Origin of the sequence: Janthinobacterium woesei (genome assembly GCF_051380875.1) — a bacterium.
In the GTDB taxonomy this organism is placed as follows: Bacteria; Pseudomonadota; Gammaproteobacteria; order Burkholderiales; family Burkholderiaceae_D; genus Janthinobacterium.
The window spans coordinates 21,771-40,388 of the sequence record NZ_JBNYXW010000016.1; the positions used below are offsets into that span (position 1 = coordinate 21,771).

The window sequence follows — 18,618 nt, forward strand, 5'->3', positions numbered from 1 at the left end:
TGACATGGGCATGACCACGGGCTGGACCACGAAACTGCGCCGCTTCGTCGAGGCGCGCCTATCGCCCGAGGGTGTACTGGGCCTGCATATGACGGTGGGCGTGGCCCTGATGCTGGTAGCCATCGTGGTGTTCCACGAGATTGCCGAAGCCGTCATGGGCATGGCCCAGATCACGACGATCGACCTGCAGGTGGCGCAATGGTTCAATCAGCATGCAGTGCCATGGGTCACGCAGTGCCTGCTGGTCATCACGCACCTGCATGGCGTGATCGGCGCCGTGACCCTGGCCACCTTGCTGGGCTGGTATTGGTACCGCAAGGGCGCCACCTACTGGCTGCTTACCCTGATCATCACCATGCCGGGCGTCATGTTCCTGAACCTGCTGTTAAAGTATCTGTTTGTCCGCGCGCGGCCCAGCTTTGACGAACCCATCCTGCAGACGGCCCTCGGCACGTACAGCTTTCCCAGCGGCCACACGGCCACCTCGACCGCACTGTATGGCTTGCTGGCTGCCTATCTGATTTGCCAGGCGGCACCGGGCGCGTGGGGCAAGCGCATCGCCATTGCGCTGGCCGCCTTCTTGATGGCGGCGCTGGTGGGTTTTAGCCGCATTTACCTGGGCGCGCATTACCTGAGCGACGTGCTGGCGGCGATGGCGGAAAGCTACGGCTGGCTGGCCATCTGCATCGCCGGCGTGTCGACGCTGCGCCGGCGCCGGCATATCCGGCAAACCAAATAAATCTGAGGGGAAACTGTCCTGTCCAACATTGCCGTCATCATCAACGCAGGCGCCGGTTGCGGCTATGCGCCCGACTGGGCGCAGCAGCTTGAAGCGAAATTCCTGGCTGTGGGCCTCGATGCCGCCATCACCCTGGCCGCCAGCGGGGCTGACATGATCGCCACGGCCGAGCAAGCCTTGCGGGACGGCGCAGCGATCATCGTAGCCGGTGGAGGCGACGGCACCATCAATGCCGTCGCCTCCGTCGTCGTCGGCAGCGGCACGCCGTTTGGCGTCTTGCCCTTGGGCACCTTGAACCATTTCGCCAAGGATTTGAAGATTCCTTTGGAACTCGATGCGGCCATCGCCAATGTGGCGCAAGGCATCCAGATAAAAGTCGATGTGGGCGAGGTCAATGGCCGCATCTTCCTGAACAACTCCAGCCTGGGCCTGTATCCGGACATCGTGCGCGACCGCGAAAAGCAGCAGCGCCGGCTGGGACGCGGCAAGTGGCTGGCCTTTTGCTGGGCGCTGATCGCCACGCTGCGCCGTTATCCGTTTCTCGGCGTGCAGCTGAAGGTCAACGACGCCGTGCATGCGCGGCGCACGCCGTTCGTCTTCATCGGCAATAATGAATACCTGATGGAAGGCTTGAATATCGGCGAGCGCGAGCGTCTCGATGGCGGCCAGCTGAGTCTGTATGTGGCGCAGCGCCCGGGGCGCCTGGGGTTGCTGAAGCTGGCTTTGCATGCGCTGTTCGGCAAGTTGTCGCAAGCCAAGGATTTTGATGTGCTGACGGCCACCGACCTGGAAATTGCCACCAAGCATAGGCGCTTGCGCGTGGCCACCGATGGCGAAGTGACCATCATGGCGACGCCGCTGCACTACCGCATCCGTCCCACCGCGCTGCAGGTGCTGGTGCCAGCGCCTGTGCCGGCGCCCGTCCAGGCATAGAGGAGAGTTTGCCATGCGTACGCTCGTGCATCTGTCTGACTTGCATTTCGGCCGGGTCGATGCGGCCCTGCTGGCGCCGCTGCGCGCGCTGGTCGAGCGGCTGGAACCCGATGTGGTGGTGGTTTCGGGCGACCTGACCCAGCGCGCCCGCAGCGTGCAGTTCCAGGAGGCGAAGGCCTTTCTCGACAGCTTGCCGGGGCCGCAGATCGTGGTGCCGGGCAACCATGACGTGCCGCTGTACAACGTCTTTTCCCGTTTCCTGATGCCGCTGGTGAAGTACCGGCGCTACCTGACGCCCGATCTGTCGCCTGAATATGTGGATGAGGAAATTGCCGTGCTGGGCATCAACACGGCCCGCTCGCTGACGTTCAAGGATGGCCGCATCAGCCATGAACAGATCGCGGCCCTGCGCCAGCGCATGGGCCGGCTGGCGCCCGGTTTGACGCGCATCATCGTCACGCATCATCCGTTTGACTTACCCGAACATTTCGACAAAGATGATCTGGTCGACCGCGCCCCGCAAGCGCTGCAAATGTTTTCCGAATGCGGCGTGGATTTATTGCTCGCCGGCCATTTGCATGCCAGTCATGCGGGCAACACGGCCGAGCGCTACAAGATAGACGGCTACGCAGCCTTGATGGTGCAGGCAGGCACGGCCACGTCCACGCGGGGCCGCGGCGAGTCGAACTCGTTCAATGTGCTGCGCGTGGAGTCCGGCTGCATCCGGGTCGAGCGCTACAGCTGGCGTGCAGAGCGCGCCGACTTTGAAAAGGTCAGCACGGAAGCGTTTGAGCGCGAGGATGGCGTGTGGGCCAGCAAAAGACCCTTATAAACACTCTCTGGAGTGCCTCCACTTATAGCCAGTAGTGCATGAAGCGCGCCGTCCACTCCTTCATGCGGTCAGCCCAGGGCCGCGTTTCCCATTTCGCCTTGGTGATCTCTTCCGAGTCGCGCAAGTCTTCCTGGAACGCGTTTTCCATTTCGCGCCCGAAACTGTCGCCCAGCACGATCACGTTCAGCTCACTGTTATGCAGGAAGCTGCGCATGTCGATGTTGGTCGAGCCCACCGTCGACCAGGCGCCGTCGATGACGGCCGTCTTGGCGTGCAGCACGGCCAGTTTCAGGTGGAAGATGCGGATGCCGCCGGCCAGCAGCTGGTCGTACAAGGCGTGTCCCGCGTGAAACACCAGGCCGCTGTCGGACACGCCGGGCAGCACCACGGTCACCTCCACGCCCCGTTTGGCGGCCGCCACCAGCGCGTCGACCGTCTGCGGGTCGGGCACGAAATAGGCGGACGTGATGTGGATGGTTTTTTTCGCTTCCTGGATGGCCAGGATATACGCCTTGTAGATTTCGAAACCGCTATCGGGCTCGCTGGCCACCACGCGCACCAGCTTGTCGCCCACTTCGGCGAGAACGGGGAAGTAATTGGCGTCCGGCAAGTCGGCCTGATCTTGCTGCGCCCAGGTGCGGATGAACAGCCACTGGAAGGCGGCCACGGCCGGGCCTTCCACTTTCACGTGCGTATCGCGCCAGCCCACGTCCTTCTTGTCGGTGGGCTTCGATTTCGAGCGAAACAGCGAGCTCTTGGCATAGGTGTCGCTGATATTGATGCCGCCCGTAAAGGCCATCTTGCCATCGACGATCAGCACCTTGCGGTGGTCGCGGTTGTTGATCTTCCAGTCCTCGCCCTTGAGCTTGGCCGGATTGACGGGATTGAAGGCCACCAGGTGGATGCCGGCCGCGCGCATGCGCTCAAAGAACGCTTGCGGCACGCCCAGCGTGCCCACGCTGTCGTAGATGACGTTGACCGTCACGCCGGCCTGCTGCTTTTCGATCAGCATGTCGGCAAACTTCTGGCCCAGCGGATCCTGGTCGAAGATATACGTTTCCAGATTGATGCTGTTTTTCGCCTCGCTGATGGCCTGGAACATGGCGTCCATCGTTTGCGGGCCGTCAAACAGCAGGGTTACCTTGTTGCCCTTGATCAAAGGTACGCCCGTCGCGGCTTCTTCCAGTGCCGCCTGGGTCTTCAAGTCCATGCCAGACTTGGCCCAGCGCTTGTTGAGCAGGGCGGCCCGGCTGTTGACGTTCAGCACGGCGCCCTTGCCCGTGATCACCTTGGGCGCGGCCACGGGAGCCAAGGTGGTATTGAGGTTCTTGACGTTCGGTAGCGAGGCGCATGCAGCCAGGGTCCAGCACAGCAGAAGGGCGGTGAGGCAGGGTTGCATGTGCCTGGCGGTCATTTTTGAGCCTTGGTCGTGGGAGACAGGTTTGCCGAGTCATCGGCCAGTGCCAGTGGTGGCGAATTTTTCGAGCCGAAGAAGAAGACGATGGGTGCCTTCAGGAAACTCTTGCCCAGGATCTTCAACAATTGCATGCCGTGCTTGAAGCGCACCTGGCGCGAGCGCAGGGCCACCCACAGGGCCAGGCCGAAGCTGACCAGCAAGTTGGCCGTGCCGATGGCGAAGATACCCGACAGCGACTTGACGGCCAACTGCCAGCTCATATTGTGGTCGAGCCCCACCAGGGCGGTGGCAAAGTTGGCCGCCGAGAAGGTAATGTGACGGATATCAATTGGCAAGCCGATCAGAAAGCCCAGGGTGCCGATGGAGCCGAGCAGGATACCAAAGTAAAAGTTACCCATCAGACCGCCCAGGTTGTTTTCCAGGTACATGCCCAGCCGTTGCAGCCGCTCCTGGCCGATCATGCGGCCCAGGCCGCGCAATTGCGCGATGCGCTGGGCCCAGCGCGTGTACAGCGCCTGGTTGTCATAGTAGCCCGAAATCAGGCCGGCCACGAACAGGCACACGCCGGCGATCATGGCGTAAAAGATGGTGGGGCTGCCGATGGGATCGATATCGTGCAGCAGATGCATGGCCTTCTCTGGCGACACCAGGTTTTGCCCCGTGATGGCTTTGTAGCCCAGCGCGATCAGCCAGGCGGTGGGAAGGGCCGTGGCCATATTGCCCAGCACGGCCATGTTTTGCGTGCGGAAAACCTTGGTGATCAGTTCGGCCATGCTGTCGAGGTCGATATTCCTGCCATCCTTGCTGTGCAGGCCGGCGGCGATGCGCGAAGCCGTCATGGCGGGCTGCTTGGTGGCCACCGTGAAGTGCAGCAAGTGGATGAACATGAAGCCGATCGAGTAATTCATGCTGAACATGAACGCTTCAACCAGCGGCGCCGAGCGCAAATACGACATCAATATCTTGAACAGCGCCATGAAGCCGATGATGATGCCGGCCCCGGCCGAGGAGAGGAACATGGCGCCCATCTCGCGGCGGTTTTCCGCGATGTAGTGCTCGCCCGTGCGGCTGGCGTTTTCCGTCACATTGCGCGCCAGCAAGTTGATATTGTCGGAAAACAAGTCGCTGACCTTGTACTTGTTGTTGTGCGCGCAGATCAGTTCCAGCGCCAGCGCGACGGCGCCCGCGCGGCGGCGGCTGACGGGCTGCGCATCGAGCAGGTCCTGGGTGGCGTCGACGGTGATGGCGGCGATGTCCACATTGTTTGATGCGGGCAGCTCGCCGCTGGTATCGACCAGGAACAGCAGCTTGCGCAGGCGCTCGATGCTTTGCGCCAGCGCCACCAATAAATACGTGAGGGCAATGCTGGTGCCCTGGTACAGCGCCTTTTTGCGGATCTTGGCGATCACGGCGTCGCACTGGTCCAGCATCACCAGCAAATGGCGCGCATCTTCGATGTGGTCAATATCGCCTTGCAGCAGATTCGTGTAGGCGTCCAGGTAGGCATTGACTTCCATGTTTTGCACCATGAACGGTGAATGGAAGACTTCGATTTCACTGTGGAAACGCGTCAGTTCCGGCTCCAGGCCCATGGCGCAGACGCGGTAGGACAGGGTGCGGATGGCGTCCAGCATGCCTGGCAACATGATATTGCCGTCGCCGACGGCCAGTTCGATGCCGTCGCTGGTGAGCACGTCGAACAGTTTCAGCCAGTCCATGGCGGGCACGTTGCTGATCCACTGATAGTCGGTATTGAGGTACAGCACCTGGTCGAGTGCATCGTTCAGGTATTCGTCGCCCAGGGCGGGCGGCAGCATGCGGTAGGCGATGCGGCGTTTCAATTCCGTGAAGAAACCGCTGTTCGACAGCACGCCGATGTCGCTGTACAGGCTGGCATGGCGGCGGGCGGCCAGCACGCGCAGCACGTATTCGTGCAGGGCGCGGGCTTGAGCTGGGTTACCGTTGAGTAGCTGGCGCAGGGTGCGCACGTTGGCAATCGCGGTAGCGCTGTCGTGGGGGCGCTTGGGACGCAGAGAGTTAAACAATTCCACCAGCAAGTCGATATTGCTGGAGTTGGGATCAATGCGTTCGAGGATAGCTAGCATGCAGAAAAAACGGGCGAGCCGCTGTCGGTAAAACCAGTAGTGTACCGCCTGTGCCAGATCGCGCAATGTTCGGCACCGAACGTCGCTGTATCGCAGGGCCTGCTTCTGCTGCTATTTTGCGACAACAAGCCTCATCATGATCACTCTTGCGTGTTGTCAGTGTGCGACGCGTTGACAAGGGCTAAGCTGGAGTTTCTGTTGCGCAACGCACAGATAGCTGGACAAAAAGCGAGGATAAGATAACACTGAGATGTGACACACAGCGTATGTCCTGATCAATACCGGGTAGTTTCTTTTACGTTACCGAGATATTCATCATGAAGACCTCGTATTTTGCGCTTGCTGTGATAGGGATAGGGCCGTGGCTGCTCTGTGCGCCGGCCCAGGCTGCCGATGGCGCCGATGGCGCCGGTAGAGCGGCGTCCAGTACTGTTGCCGTGTATGGCGTGCTCGACGCGGGCGTCGTGGCTGAACGCGGCTGCGCCGCCGCCTGTGCCGTCAGCAAGGTCTCGGGCGGGGTCGCTTCCGGCTCGCGCCTGGGCGTGCAGGGCCGCGAAGCGCTGGGCGGCGATATTTCCGCCGTGTATACCCTGGAAGCGGGCATCAGCAACGACACGGGCCAGTCCGAAGAGGGGCGCTTGTTTGGCCGCCAGGCGTATGTCGGCCTCGATAGCCGCCTGGGCGCACTGACCCTGGGGCGCCAGTACAATCCGCAATACCTGGCCCTGACTGACGTGGCCGACCCGTTCAAGGGCGGCATGGCCGGCAGTGCCAGCAACCTGGCCGGCTACGGCGTGAAACGCTACGACAATACCGTCCAGTACGTATCGCCCGCCTTGCGCGGCGTGTCGGCCAGCGCCATCTACAGTTTTGGCGAGTCGCCCTACAGCAGTGCCGGCAACCGCGCGTATGGCGCCAACCTCGGCTATTCGCATGGCGCCGTGAATATCAGCATCTCGCATCAGCGCAAGAAAAACTTCATTCTGGCGGCCGGCACCGCACCCGCCATCGACATGTCGGCCCGCAACACCCTGGTGGCGGCGAATATCGATCTGAAAGTGGCTACCGCCTTTGCCGCCATCGGCATCAACAAGGGCTACGGCAGCTCGCCGTGGGACCCCAGCAATGACTACAGCTCGCTGGCGCTGTCGATGTCGTCCTCAGACAGCCGCGACATCTTGCTGGGCGTGTCCGTGCCCGTGGGCGGCTTCAAGCTGCTGGCCTCCTGGGTGCACAAGGATGACCGCGACCTGGCCAACCGCGACGCCAGCCAGGTGGCCGTCGGCCTCACGTATTCCTTGTCAAGACGCAGCGATTTCTATGCGTCCTACGCGAAGATCCACAACAAGAACGGCGCCCGCTACACGGTGGGCAACGCCAGCGACGCGGGCCGTGGCGATGCTGCGTTCAGCCTGGGCTTTCGTCACGGTTTCTGACCAGTAATTACAGGGCAGCTGGCGCCCAGCCACTGGCCCTTGCTCGTCACATTCACCTGCTCGGGCGTGCCGCGCGCGCTGGTGGTCACCGCCAGCTGCATGGAAAAAGCCTGGTCGCCGCTGAACAGTACCTTGCCTGTACCGCTCGATTTCGGGTTGGCGCAAGTAAACGAGACGTTCATGCCGCCCGCGATGGGGGTGTTGTTCGATGTGCAATCACCGGGCTGGCCCGTGGGAATCTGCTTGCGCGCCGCCATCTCAGGCGTCACGCAGGCGGTCACCCGCACGGCGCCATCGGCCGCCACGGTGGGCATGGCCATGCCGCGGCTGGCAGCCATGCTTTCGAGTTGTTTGCGTTGTTCGGGAGGAAGGTTGCCCAGCTGCTGCAGCACCATGGACATGGCGTTGTCGGTGGCCGCGTCCGGGGACGCCACCTTGTTGTCGACTTGCCACAGCCCCGGCTTGATGCTGGTGGACTGCGCGGTGCTCTGGGCGCTGGCCAGCGCGCCCAAGCCTAAGCTTGCGAGGGCGAGCAAACTCAAACATGACAAGGAAGGTTTCATCGTGCGGGTCTCCGAAAATGGCAGACCCCAGCATACGGCATGGCAAGCGGGGCACGCTTGCCATTGTGTTACAAACTGTGATCGGGCTCAATGCGGCGCACGTCCACGCTGGCGATGCGGCGCTCGTCCGCTTCCAGGATTTCATAGCGCAAATCATCGAGTTCCAGCACTTCGCCCACGGCCGGCATGTTCTCGAAATGCGCCAGCAGGAAGCCGGCCAGCGAGTTGTAGTCGCCGTCATCGCTGACCAGGGACTCCGTCTCGAACACCTGTTCCAGGTAATGCAGGTCGGTGGCGCCATCGATGCGCCAGTGGCCGGGGCCCAGCACTTCCACGTCCGGCTGCTCGTCCTCGTCGGGGAATTCGCCGGCGATCGCTTCCAGGATGTCGATCGGCGTCAGCACGCCTTGCACCGTGCCGAATTCGTCGACCACCAGCACCAGTTGGCCGCGCGAGCGTTTCAGCGTTTCCATGGCCTTCAGCACGCCGGCCGCTTCCGGCACGACGATGGCTTCGCGCATGCTGGCCGGGTCGATCTTGCCATGCGACACCAGATCCTCGATGAGGTCCTTGCTGCGCGCGATGCCGACCACGTTGTCGAGGTCATCATTGCAGACGGGAATCATGCTGTGCGGCGTGTCGCGCAGCAACTGCAGCATCTTTTCGCTGCTGTCGTTCAGGTTGACCCACGACACGTCGCCGCGCGGCGTCATCACCGAGCGGATCGAGCGTTCGGCCAGGGTCAGCACGCCGCTGACCATATTGCGCTCTTCCACGCCGAAGGCGGAGGTGTCGAGCGCTTGCTTGACTTCGTGCTCTTCGACGGCTTCGCGGCCCTTGCGCCCGCCCAGCAGGCTCAGTACCGCCTGCGCCGTGCGGTCGCGCAGCGGGGCGGTCGATTGCAGCTTGAGGAAGTTGCGGCGCGCCAGCTGATTGAAGAACTCGATGATGATTGAGAAACCGATAGCGGCGTACAGATAGCCTTTCGGAATGTGGAAGCCCAGGCCTTCGGCCACCAGCGACAGGCCGATCATCAGCAAGAAGCTCAGGCACAGCACCACGACGGTGGGGTGGGCATTGACGAAGCGCGTCAGCGCCTTCGAGGCCAGCATCATGACGCCGATGGAAATGATGACGGCGGTCATCATTACATACAGGTTATCGACCATGCCGACGGCAGTGATGACGGCGTCGAGCGAGAAGACGGCGTCGAGCACGACGATCTGCGCCACTACCAGGCCGAAGCCAGCGTAGACCTTGGGACCCGTCTGGGCATGGGTCACGCCTTCGAGGCGCTCGTGCAGCTCGGTGGTGGCCTTGAACAGCAGGAACAGGCCGCCCAGCAGCAGGATCAGGTCGCGCCCCGAGAAGGCGAATTGCCAAATGGAAAATAGTGGCGTGGTCAGCGTGACCAGCCAGGAAATCAGGCTCAGCAGGCCCAGGCGCATGACCAGGGCCAAGGTCAGGCCCAGCACGCGTGCCCGGTCGCGCTGGTGCGGCGGCAGCTTCTCGGCCAGGATGGCGATGAAAATCAGGTTGTCGATACCCAGTACGATTTCCAGTACGACCAGCGTCAGCAGGCCGACCCAGATTGTCGGGTCAAATAACCATTCCATGTGTGTAACCTTGTAAAGTCAATCAGTGTAAAGCGTGCCTGGTAGCTAACTGCCCCAGGCGCGTGGGTGAAGCATGTCGTGATTTAGTGGCGGACGCGCGGCGGCCGGGTGGCCAGCCGCACGTCCGCTTCGGCAAGTGCGTCCGGTCCCGCTTGCCAAATGATGGCGTAAAACGGCACGCGCTGGCGTGAGCCCGGGTACAGCGTAATGGGATCGTTGTCGCATTCTTCGGCGTCGCAGCTGTCGCCGGGCAGGCCGGCGGCGCCGTCGTCGTGAGAAGGGGAGTGACAGGGGGCAGGAGATGGGACAAAACAGGGCGCGCCGAAGGCAGGCGTGGCGGTAGCGCCGGCCGCAACTGCATGCTGGAATGGGGAAGGGCTGGCGATAGCCATGCTGGCAAACGCCTGGGGTAACGCGATGAAAACAAAAAGGCAGATCAGGACGAGAGCTCGTCTCATATACAGGCAGATAGTTCTGGAACCGTGAAGTATAACACGCCCTGATAACAGCTTGATGACAGGGGTTGCGTAACTGATAAGTATGCCGTAAATTGTGAGGGCAATTATTTCGCCGGGTGGCGAAGACGCAGCGCGGACCCGGTGACAGTATCGCATTGCGCTTGCGCGCATTGTTTGCGCTCAATGTTTGTGTTTATTTATAACGTAGTGTTACCAGGACTCTGCCTTGAAACCAATTACTGCCCTCCTGCTTGCCGCCGGCATTCTGTCGCCTTCGTTCGCCTTCGCCGCTACCCCGGTGCAAGCGGCCACACTCCAGAAAACTGGCAAAGTTGCACCCAGCCGCGCTGCTGCCGTCAAAGTCACTTCCGTCGAAGGCATCACCGAATACCGCCTGGCCAATGGCTTGCGCGTGCTGCTGTTTCCTGACGCCAGCAAGCCAACCCTGACCACGAATATCGTCTACCTGGTCGGTTCGCGCCATGAAAACTATGGCGAAACGGGCATGGCCCACTTGCTGGAACACTTGCTGTTCAAGCCCAGCGCCAACTTCGGCATCAAGAAGGGTACGAAAACCCCGGTCGAGATCCTGAACTCGACGGGCGCGCAGTTCAACGGCACCACCTGGTACGACCGCACCAATTACTACGCCACCTTCCCTGCCAACGACGACAACCTGCGCCAGATGCTGGCCATGGAAGCGGACCGCATGGTCAACGCCGCCATCGACCAGAACGACCTGTGGAATCCAAAGACGCAAAAGGGTGAAATGACGGTGGTGCGCAACGAATTCGAGATGGGCGAGAGCGACCCGATCGGCGTGACCAGCGAACGCATCCAGGCCATTGCCTACGATTGGCACAACTATGGCAAGTCGACCATCGGCGCCCGCTCCGACATCGAACAGGTCAACATTCCCCGCTTGCGCGCGTTCTATCAAAAATATTATCAGCCAGATAATGCCGTGCTGATGGTGGCGGGCCGCTTCGACGAAGCCAAGGTCTTGCAGCAGATCAATGAGCTGTTCGGCAAGATCGCCAAGCCCACGCGCGTGATCGAGCCGACCTACACGGCCGAACCGGTGCAGGATGGCGAGCGCGCCGTGACGGTGCGCCGCAGCGGCGGCACGCAGTTCGTCGGCGCCGGCTACCACGTGGCGCCGTCCGGCAACCCGGACGCCATCGCCATCGAAGTGCTCGCTCACGTGCTGACCGATGCGCCGGCCGGGCGCTTGCACAAGGCGCTGGTGGAAACCAAGCTGGCCAGCAAGATCGAATACAACTCGGTGAGCAATCTGGAACCGGGCTACAACTTGTTCGGCGCGCTGGTGCCCCTCGATGGCAACCTTGATGCAGCGCAAACGGCCATGCTGAAAGTGCTGGAAGACTTGAAGTCGCAGCCGGTCACGGATGCGGAAGTGGCGCGCGTCAAGCAGCAGCTGAACAAGCAGGTTGACCTGATCACCTCGAACACGGCGCGCATGACGATCGCCTTGACCGAATCCCTGGCGGCCGGCGACTGGCGTTTGTTCTTCCTGCAGCGCGATCAGCTCGACAAGCTGACGACGGCGCAAGTGCAGGCGGCAGCCGAGAAATACCTGAAGACGTCGAACCGCACCCTGGGCCGTTTCATCCCCACCGATGCGCCGGACCGCACGGTCGTGCCAGCCTACGCCGACGTGGCGCCGCTACTGGCCGGCTATACGGGCCGCGCCGTGGTGGCGCAGGGCGAATCGTTCGACCCCAGCCCGGACAATATCGAAGCGCGCACAACCCGGTTTACCTTGCCGAATGGCTTGAAAGGCGCCTTGCTGCCGAAGAAAACCAAGGGCAACACGGTCAGCGTCGTGCTGAAACTGCAGATCGGCAGCGAAGAGGGCCTGCGCGGCAAGTCGCAAGTGGGCAGCTACACGGCCAATCTGCTGTCGCGCGGCACGGATAAACTCTCGCGCCAGGAAGTGAAGGACAAGTTCGACCAGCTGGGCATGCAAGTGGCAGTGACGGGCGGTGCCGAAGGCGTGACGGCCGGGCTGACAGGCAAGCGCGAGAACTTGCCGGCCGCCATGGAGCTGCTGGCGCAAGTGCTGCAAAAGCCGGCCCTCGCCGAGACGGAGTTCCTGGAATTGCAGCGCGAACGCGTGGGCCGCGCCGAGCAGGAATTGCCTGAGCCGCAGCCACTGGCCGTCAACGCCTTCCGCCGCTTGATTGACGCCACGCCGGAAGGCCATGTGCGCCATATCGGCACCATGCCGTTTGAGCTGGCGCAATGGAAGGCGATCAATGTTGCCGATGTGAAAGCGTTCCATGCGGCCTATTATGGCGCTGCTGATGCCACTTTTGCCGCCGTGGGCGACTTCGACCCGGCCGCGCTGAAGGCGCAAGTGGCCAGCCTGTACGGCAACTGGAAGGCGCAGCAGCCGTATGTGCGCATTCTTGATGCCGTCAAACCCGTCAGCGGCGAAAAAGTGACCTTGGAAACGCCGGACAAGGCCAACAGCGTGCTGTTCGCCATCCAGCCGATTGCGCTCAAGGATGATGCGCCCGCCTATCCGGCGCTGGTGATCGCCAACCACATGCTCGGTGGCGGCGCCTTGCGCAGCCGCCTGGCCGACCGTATCCGCCAGAAGGAAGGCTTGTCGTATGGCGTCGGTTCGCAAGTGACCGTGCCATCGCGCGAGCCGGCCGGCTACTGGATGGCGTACGCCATCAGCGCGCCGCAAAACACGGCCAAGGTGGAAGCTGCGCTGCGCGAGGAAATCGCCAAGGTGCTGGCCGATGGTTTCTCGGAAGCGGAACTGGTCGAAGCGAAAAAGGGCTGGCTGCAATCGGAAGAAGTGGGCCGCACGCAAGACATCGGCCTGGCGCGCGGTTTGTCCGATTACCTGGCGCAAGGCCGTACCATGGCCTATGACAAGGACCTCGAAGCCAAGGTGGCCGCCTTGACCCTGGCGCAAGTAAACCAGGTCCTGCGCGACTACCTGAAGCCAGCGGCCGTCTCGATCGTGACGGCGGGCGACTTTGCCAAGGTAGCCAAGGAAGGCGAAAGCGGCGCCAAGGCGACAACGTCGAAGTAGCGCGTATAGATAAACAGCGACAATGCGAGTGAACTGACCCCAATAAGTTGGATGCCAAATTATTGGGGATTTTTCATGACGAAGTACATGGAGCAGTGCAAACTTGCCGTGGTTCGGCAGTAGCTGTCAGGTTAAATGGGAGCGCTTTCATCTGCTACAGGTTGTCAGATGAGTTAGAGAGCTATGGCCATGTTAGGCACCGGCAAGTAGCAGACAGTCACTCTTTTGTCACAATGTGCGTGTTTTTCTTTCCGGCAATTTATTATTCTATACATCCGCTTTCGGTCAGGAGTAGCCATTCGCGTTGACGTGACAATGCGTGACTTTTCGCACTTGGTAATTCGTTATGCTCATGAGCCGCTGACGGCCAAGCAAATCCACCGACTTAATTAATGTTGAATGAATCTTAATGACAAAAATCATTGTTCGACGAAAGAAAGCAATTTGGCAAGATAGAGCTCGGAAATACACCGTTCTTTTGGATGGGAGCGATATTGCCAGAGTTTCGAATGGCTCGGAGGTTGAGTTCGATGTCGAGCCCGGAAAGCACACTGTGCAGTTGCAAATCGATTGGTGTCATTCGCAAAAGTTTGAGGTTGACGTTCGCCTTGCAGAGCCTGTGATACTTGAATGCGGACCGAACGCGTCACCATTCTCAGCGATCTTTTACATCACCCTATGGAAGGATAAATATATTTGGTTGCGAGGTTGGCGTAACGTCAACGTCTGAGCAACTTAGGCGGAATTCGGCCAGCAGCGGACATTGGTACTGGTAGAGGAGAGACATGTCGAATTACCGTATATTCATGGTAGCTTTTTGCGTGGCTATCCGTTGCGCGAAGCACGCGTCGAGGTGCTGTCGGTGTCGGGTACGCCGGGCAGCTACCGTGCCACGGTCTTCCTCAAGTCGCACTTCCAGCTGGGGGAATTGACCGCATCGATCCGCCTGGTGGCCGAGTTGCCGCCTAAGCCCGCTTCATAGATTTGAACCTCGGAGACACGCATGGAGGTAATTATTCTGGACATGGGCGACACCATCAAGGGCGATTCGACGCTTGAAGGCTTTGTCGATAAAATTGAACTCATGTCGTTTAGCCACAACGTGGCAATGCAGGTTACGAACGACGTCAGCAACAAGGAGCGCACCTCGGGCCGGCCGTATATCGGCGAGTTCAGCGTCACCAAGTTCCTCGACAGCTCGACGCCGGTGGTCAATGCGTACTGCTGCGGCGGCAAGGAAATCCCCGAGGTGAAAATCACCTGCGCGCGCAATTCCGGCGCCGACGACGGCGCGGTGATGCCGTTGATCGTCTACACGCTGTCGAATGTGTTGTTTTCGAGCGTTAGCGTCAGCGGCGGCACCGGCGGCAAGCCGGTCGAAACGCTGTTGATGAACTTCGTCAAGATCAAGTGGGAAGTGTCATCGCAGAAGACCGACGGCAGCAAGGGGGGCACCGCCGCATCGACCTGGGATCTTGCTGCCAACAAGTTGCAGAAGTAAGCCGCATGGTATCCGACCGTGCCGCCGCGCGCCTGCCGTTGCTGGAGCGCGTGGCCCTACGTCACCAAGGGACAACGCTCAATACTTGGTGAGATATATCGAGATGTCCGCTTTGGGGCGCAAGCTGCCGCTCACCGGACGCTGTCATGCCAAGCCTGAGCTGCTACAAATCACGCCCGCATCAGACCCAAACTAAAAGGGCTGGGCCCTGTGCAATACAGAACCCAGCCCTTGGCCGTATGGCAAACGATACTGTCGGCAGTTCACATTGCCGGCGGTTTTTTATTGGCACATGTAAAATTTAGCGCGGCGCCATCTCTGCGACGTAGATTTCCACGCGGCGATTGCGGGCGCGATCCGAAGCGTCGGCATTCGAGGCGATCGGCTCGCGCGAACCGCGGCCTTCGGTGACGATGCGGGTCGGCGAGACGCCGCGCATGGCCAGGTAGTCGCGCGTGTGGGCTGCGCGTTCCACCGACAAAGGCTGGTTGATCGAATCGCTGCCCGTGCTATCCGTATGGCCGATGATGTTGACCGTGGTGTTCGGGTTTTCATTCAGGGTGGCGGCAAAGCGGTCGAGAATCGGGCGGAAGTTGCCTTTGATATCGGCGCGGTTGGTGTCGAAAGAGATGTCGCTAGGAATCTCCATTTTCAGGCGGTTATCGGCCGTCTGCGTCACTTGCACGCCCGTACCCTGGGTGGCTTGTTCCATCGCGCGCTTCTGGTTTTCCATGCGGTTCGACCAGATATTGCCGACCACGGCGCCAGCAGCCGCACCCAGCAGGGCACCGCCTGCCGTACGGCCGCCACCGCCGCCGCCGGTGGTGCCGCCGATCAGGGCGCCCAGGCCGGCGCCGACGCCAGCGCCCGTGGCCGTACCACGTTGCGTCGAGGACATATCCGCGCAGCCGGTGGCGGCCAGCGTGAGTACCAGCATGCCGATCAGGGATTTGGCGCCAGGGCCGTTTTTGAACGTTTTCATGGATTTTCTCCTTGTTTTGTTATTGGGACATACCCAGGAACTACCCGCACACGTTACTGCAAAATGGGCCGGCTTGCCAGTGCATGCAAAATGGCACGCAAATGGCACGCAAAAGAGCGGCGCCCGTTTGCACGCGCGCCGCCCCTGTCAGCCTGCGCTAACGGCCGGGAGCTATAGCCCGCGCCCGCTGATCAGGCGCAACAGGATCATGATGATCGCCACGACCAGCAGGATATGGATGAAGCCGCCAATGGTATAGGAAGTTACCAGGCCCAGCAGCCAGAGAATGATGAGTACTACTGCGATTGTATAGAGCATGATGTGTCCTCCGAGAGTAGTGTGTCGATGACGGTTGCCTGGCTTGCAAGGCGCTAGCGTCTGGCGCTGTCATCGCTTGTTGTCATTGGCGGCGACTGAGTCGCTGAACGCTGATGCCATAACTTATTGTCTACTTTGTTTCTGGAATTATCTGTACGCTGCCGTACACAAGCGATATTTAGCCAGCTTATTTATTTAACCAATTCCTGTCGCGCACACACCGTTGCGGCTGGCGTGTTTTCTCTTGCTCGCCGTCCATGCCCGGTAGCCAGGCCAGCATGCCGGCCATGCCGACGGCGCCCGCCAGGCAGCTGAACATGCCGCCGGTGAGCAGCAGCATGACGCCGAACACCGGTGCACTCGCTGGCGCTGGCGCCAGGTCCAGTGCGCAAAAGCCCAGCGCCGTGGCCAGCATGCCGCCGCCGATGAAGCCCAGCCAGATCCTGTTGCTGCCTGCCTTGTCGTTCTCCATGGCCATCTCCTTTGAAGGATTGCGTTGAACTTTCCTGAGTGCATCATCTCGCGCTGCAGCTCATGCATCTGTACGCCAACGAACATGATCAAAAAGAAAACGCCCGGACGAGCCGGGCGTGGGTTCACTGCAACGCATTGCGGCAGCGCCGCCGCCGTTCTCTCAGGCGCTTAGCCGATGGCGCGCAAGCCGCCGTTGACGACGCGCACGCGGTCGCCCTGGCGCCACTTGGGCGCGGCGCTCTGGTGCACGGTGCGTGTCTTGCCATTATCGAGGCGTACGACGATGTTATAGCTGCGCGTGGCGCGCACGCTGCCTTCGATCTGGTTGCCGGCCACGGCGCCGCCGACGGCGCCCAGTACGGTGGCCAGCTGCTTGCCGTGGCCGCCGCCTACCTGGTTGCCCAGCAAGCCGCCGACGACGGCGCCGCCGGCCGCGCCCACGCCGCTGCCTTCGGCGCGCGTATTGACTTCATGGATGGCTTCGACGACGCCGCAATTGCCGCACACCTGTGGCGCAGGGGCGGCCGCCACGTATTGCGGCTGTGGCTGGCGTATCGGCGCGGGCTGCTGTACCGGTTGTTGCTGCTGTTGCTGCTGCTGTTGCTGTTGCTGCTGCAGTGGCAGTGCGGCCAGCGGCTGCACGCCGTTCACTGCCTGGTTCGGCTGGTTTGCCTGCAGGCTGGCCAGCTGCTCGGCCGAGGCGTTGGCCGACAGCGGCGGCGCCTCGCTTTGCGAGGAGGGCAGCCAGCCCATCAGGGCGGCCGTGCCGACGCCGCAGAACAGCAAGACCGCGACGGCGGCGGCCAAGAGCAGCGGATGGAGGGATTTGGTGGTGGTAGTCATGGAAGGCTCCTTGGTTTTTAAAATAATGAAATCGGTCATGCGTATTGCGTGCAGGCCAGTGTGCGGTGCTGCGTCCTTCACTTCCGTGCGTCACCGTACATACAGGACTGTTGCCGCACCGTAGGCTAAGTAAAAATTATGTCAAGTTGTAACGACAATCAGAAAAAGGTAATGTCCACAATGACCGCCAGCTTGAATTTGTCCCGCGATTTGTCCCGCGACGCAGGCCGTGCCAGCCAGGGTTCGCCCGTGGCCACGACCGCCGCTGGCAACCGCTTGCTGGCCAGCCTGCCCGAGTCCGACCTGCGCCATCTGGCGGCGCTGTTCGATAGCGTCACGGTCGAGGTGGGCGACGTGCTGTACGAACCGGGCCAGCCTATCGACTATATCTATTTCCCGGGTGACTGCCTGATCTCGCTGCTGGCCGTGGCGGAAGGGCGCATGACGCTGGAAGTGGGCGCTGTTGGCCGTGAAGGCGTGCTTGGCGCCTCCGTCGCGCTGGGCCATGATCTGGCGCAAGTGCGTGCCGTGGTGCAACGTTCCGGGACGGCCAGCCGACTTTCGCGGGCCAGTTTTTGCGCCGAATTCGTCCAGCTCGATTCCCTGCAGCGCTTGCTGTACCGCTACACCGATACCCTGCTGGCGCAAGCGATCCAGATTGCCGTATGCAGCCGCTTTCACGTGCTGGAGGCACGCCTGGCGCGCTCCTTGCTGATTACGCGCGACCGATTGCAGTCGGAAAAATTCCACCTGACGCATGAATTCCTGGCCCATACGCTGGGTGTGCGCCGGGTCGGCGTGACCAAGGCCGCGAGCGCGCTGCAACAGCAAAAACTCATCAGCTACAGTCGCGGCAACATCGAGATACTCGATTCAGCCGGCCTGGAAGCCGTCTCCTGCCGCTGTTACGCGCTGGTCAAGGATGCCGGCAGCAGCGGCATGGCCAACGTCTTCGTTTAAATCCCTTCTGCAACACTTTCCTGCAGTCTTTTGTTTTGCACACGCAAAAAAGCGGGGCTGGCACCTGGGCACCCGCCCCGCTTTTTGATTGCCGCTTACTTTGGCTTGACCTGGTTGCCGATCACGCCGCCGACGGCGGCGCCGCCGACTGCGCCGACTGCGCTACCGCCCGTCAGGACGGAGCCGGCAACGGCGCCGATGCCAGCGCCGACGGCCGTGTTTTTATCCTGGCGTGACATGCTGGAGCAGGCGGTCAGGCTCAGCAATAGAGCCGCGATGGAAGTGGTGGCGGCGAGTTTTTGAATGATTTGCATGATGGTTCTCCTGTGAATTCGGACCTCGTGGCGCCGGCATGGTATGGGCCGGAG

18 protein-coding genes and 1 pseudogene are annotated in these 18,618 nt (G+C 61.3%); 9 read left to right on the forward strand and 10 right to left on the reverse strand.

The window, feature by feature from the left end:
• The first annotated feature begins 4 nt into the window (after positions 1–4).
• Genes ACQ4W6_RS18730 through ACQ4W6_RS18740 form a run of 3 tightly spaced genes read left to right on the forward strand, consistent with a single transcriptional unit; the run spans position 5 to position 2,504 of the window.
• Complete coding sequence (locus tag ACQ4W6_RS18730) at positions 5–739, forward strand: phosphatase PAP2 family protein (RefSeq protein ID WP_436568683.1); 735 nt, start codon at positions 5–7, stop codon at positions 737–739.
• 18 nt (positions 740–757) lie between these two features.
• Positions 758–1,672 (forward strand): diacylglycerol/lipid kinase family protein, encoded by a 915-nt coding sequence (locus ACQ4W6_RS18735; RefSeq protein WP_436568805.1) that lies wholly within the window; start codon positions 758–760, stop codon positions 1,670–1,672.
• Positions 1,673–1,685: 13 nt separating this feature from the next.
• Positions 1,686–2,504 (forward strand): metallophosphoesterase family protein, encoded by an 819-nt coding sequence (locus ACQ4W6_RS18740; RefSeq protein ID WP_436568684.1) that lies wholly within the window; start codon positions 1,686–1,688, stop codon positions 2,502–2,504.
• A gap of 22 nt (positions 2,505–2,526) precedes the next feature.
• Here ACQ4W6_RS18740 and cls read toward each other — a convergent pair whose 3' ends face one another.
• Positions 2,527–3,918, reverse strand: a complete 1,392-nt coding sequence (gene cls / locus ACQ4W6_RS18745; protein ID WP_436568685.1) for a cardiolipin synthase — start codon at positions 3,916–3,918, stop codon at positions 2,527–2,529.
• Positions 3,915–6,026, reverse strand: coding sequence for a site-specific recombinase (locus ACQ4W6_RS18750; protein ID WP_436568686.1), 2,112 nt, complete (start codon positions 6,024–6,026; stop codon positions 3,915–3,917). The genes cls and ACQ4W6_RS18750 overlap by 4 nt, the downstream gene beginning before the upstream one ends.
• Before the next feature lie 317 nt (positions 6,027–6,343).
• On the opposite strand from ACQ4W6_RS18750, the gene ACQ4W6_RS18755 reads away from it, so the two are divergent.
• Positions 6,344–7,462: a porin gene (locus ACQ4W6_RS18755; protein ID WP_436568687.1), complete on the forward strand. Its 1,119-nt coding sequence runs from the start codon at positions 6,344–6,346 to the stop codon at positions 7,460–7,462.
• On the opposite strand, the gene ACQ4W6_RS18760 is transcribed toward ACQ4W6_RS18755, so the two are convergent.
• The 3 genes from ACQ4W6_RS18760 to ACQ4W6_RS18770 all read right to left on the reverse strand — a co-directional run bounded on the left by ACQ4W6_RS18760 (position 7,450) and on the right by ACQ4W6_RS18770 (position 10,033).
• Positions 7,450–8,025 (reverse strand): DUF3617 domain-containing protein, encoded by a 576-nt coding sequence (locus tag ACQ4W6_RS18760; RefSeq protein WP_436568688.1) that lies wholly within the window; start codon positions 8,023–8,025, stop codon positions 7,450–7,452. The two genes, ACQ4W6_RS18755 and ACQ4W6_RS18760, sit on opposite strands and share 13 nt — an antisense overlap.
• A gap of 68 nt (positions 8,026–8,093) precedes the next feature.
• Positions 8,094–9,641, reverse strand: coding sequence for a TerC family protein (locus ACQ4W6_RS18765; RefSeq protein ID WP_436568689.1), 1,548 nt, complete (start codon positions 9,639–9,641; stop codon positions 8,094–8,096).
• Positions 9,642–9,724: 83 nt separating this feature from the next.
• Positions 9,725–10,033 (reverse strand): hypothetical protein, encoded by a 309-nt coding sequence (locus tag ACQ4W6_RS18770; protein ID WP_436568690.1) that lies wholly within the window; start codon positions 10,031–10,033, stop codon positions 9,725–9,727.
• 292 nt (positions 10,034–10,325) lie between these two features.
• Here ACQ4W6_RS18770 and ACQ4W6_RS18775 point away from each other — a divergent pair, with 292 nt between their 5' ends.
• The 4 genes and pseudogenes from ACQ4W6_RS18775 to ACQ4W6_RS18790 all read left to right on the forward strand — a co-directional run bounded on the left by ACQ4W6_RS18775 (position 10,326) and on the right by ACQ4W6_RS18790 (position 14,673).
• A complete protein-coding gene (locus ACQ4W6_RS18775; protein ID WP_436568691.1) occupies positions 10,326–13,172 on the forward strand; it encodes a M16 family metallopeptidase in 2,847 nt (948 codons plus the stop codon).
• A gap of 409 nt (positions 13,173–13,581) precedes the next feature.
• Complete coding sequence (locus tag ACQ4W6_RS18780) at positions 13,582–13,902, forward strand: hypothetical protein (RefSeq protein ID WP_436568692.1); 321 nt, start codon at positions 13,582–13,584, stop codon at positions 13,900–13,902.
• A 96-nt stretch (positions 13,903–13,998) separates the two neighbouring features.
• Positions 13,999–14,154, forward strand: a pseudogene (locus tag ACQ4W6_RS18785) (type VI secretion system contractile sheath large subunit); the annotation flags it as partial.
• A 21-nt stretch (positions 14,155–14,175) separates the two neighbouring features.
• On the forward strand, positions 14,176–14,673 hold the full coding sequence (locus ACQ4W6_RS18790; RefSeq protein WP_436568693.1) for an Hcp family type VI secretion system effector: 498 nt from the start codon (positions 14,176–14,178) through the stop codon (positions 14,671–14,673).
• A 301-nt stretch (positions 14,674–14,974) separates the two neighbouring features.
• Here ACQ4W6_RS18790 and ACQ4W6_RS18795 read toward each other — a convergent pair whose 3' ends face one another.
• The 4 genes from ACQ4W6_RS18795 to ACQ4W6_RS18810 all read right to left on the reverse strand — a co-directional run bounded on the left by ACQ4W6_RS18795 (position 14,975) and on the right by ACQ4W6_RS18810 (position 17,290).
• A complete protein-coding gene (locus tag ACQ4W6_RS18795) occupies positions 14,975–15,655 on the reverse strand; it encodes a YiaD family glycine zipper/OmpA-like lipoprotein (RefSeq protein ID WP_436568694.1) in 681 nt (226 codons plus the stop codon).
• Between the two features lie 171 nt (positions 15,656–15,826).
• Positions 15,827–15,973, reverse strand: coding sequence for a lmo0937 family membrane protein (locus ACQ4W6_RS18800; RefSeq protein ID WP_436568695.1), 147 nt, complete (start codon positions 15,971–15,973; stop codon positions 15,827–15,829).
• A gap of 187 nt (positions 15,974–16,160) precedes the next feature.
• Positions 16,161–16,445, reverse strand: a complete 285-nt coding sequence (locus tag ACQ4W6_RS18805) for a hypothetical protein (protein ID WP_436568696.1) — start codon at positions 16,443–16,445, stop codon at positions 16,161–16,163.
• 170 nt (positions 16,446–16,615) lie between these two features.
• Positions 16,616–17,290 (reverse strand): outer membrane lipoprotein, encoded by a 675-nt coding sequence (locus tag ACQ4W6_RS18810; RefSeq protein WP_436568697.1) that lies wholly within the window; start codon positions 17,288–17,290, stop codon positions 16,616–16,618.
• 171 nt (positions 17,291–17,461) lie between these two features.
• Here ACQ4W6_RS18810 and ACQ4W6_RS18815 point away from each other — a divergent pair, with 171 nt between their 5' ends.
• Complete coding sequence (locus tag ACQ4W6_RS18815; protein WP_436568698.1) at positions 17,462–18,250, forward strand: Crp/Fnr family transcriptional regulator; 789 nt, start codon at positions 17,462–17,464, stop codon at positions 18,248–18,250.
• A 95-nt stretch (positions 18,251–18,345) separates the two neighbouring features.
• On the opposite strand, the gene ACQ4W6_RS18820 is transcribed toward ACQ4W6_RS18815, so the two are convergent.
• Positions 18,346–18,564, reverse strand: coding sequence for a YMGG-like glycine zipper-containing protein (locus ACQ4W6_RS18820; protein ID WP_436568699.1), 219 nt, complete (start codon positions 18,562–18,564; stop codon positions 18,346–18,348).
• Positions 18,565–18,618 lie beyond the last annotated feature (54 nt).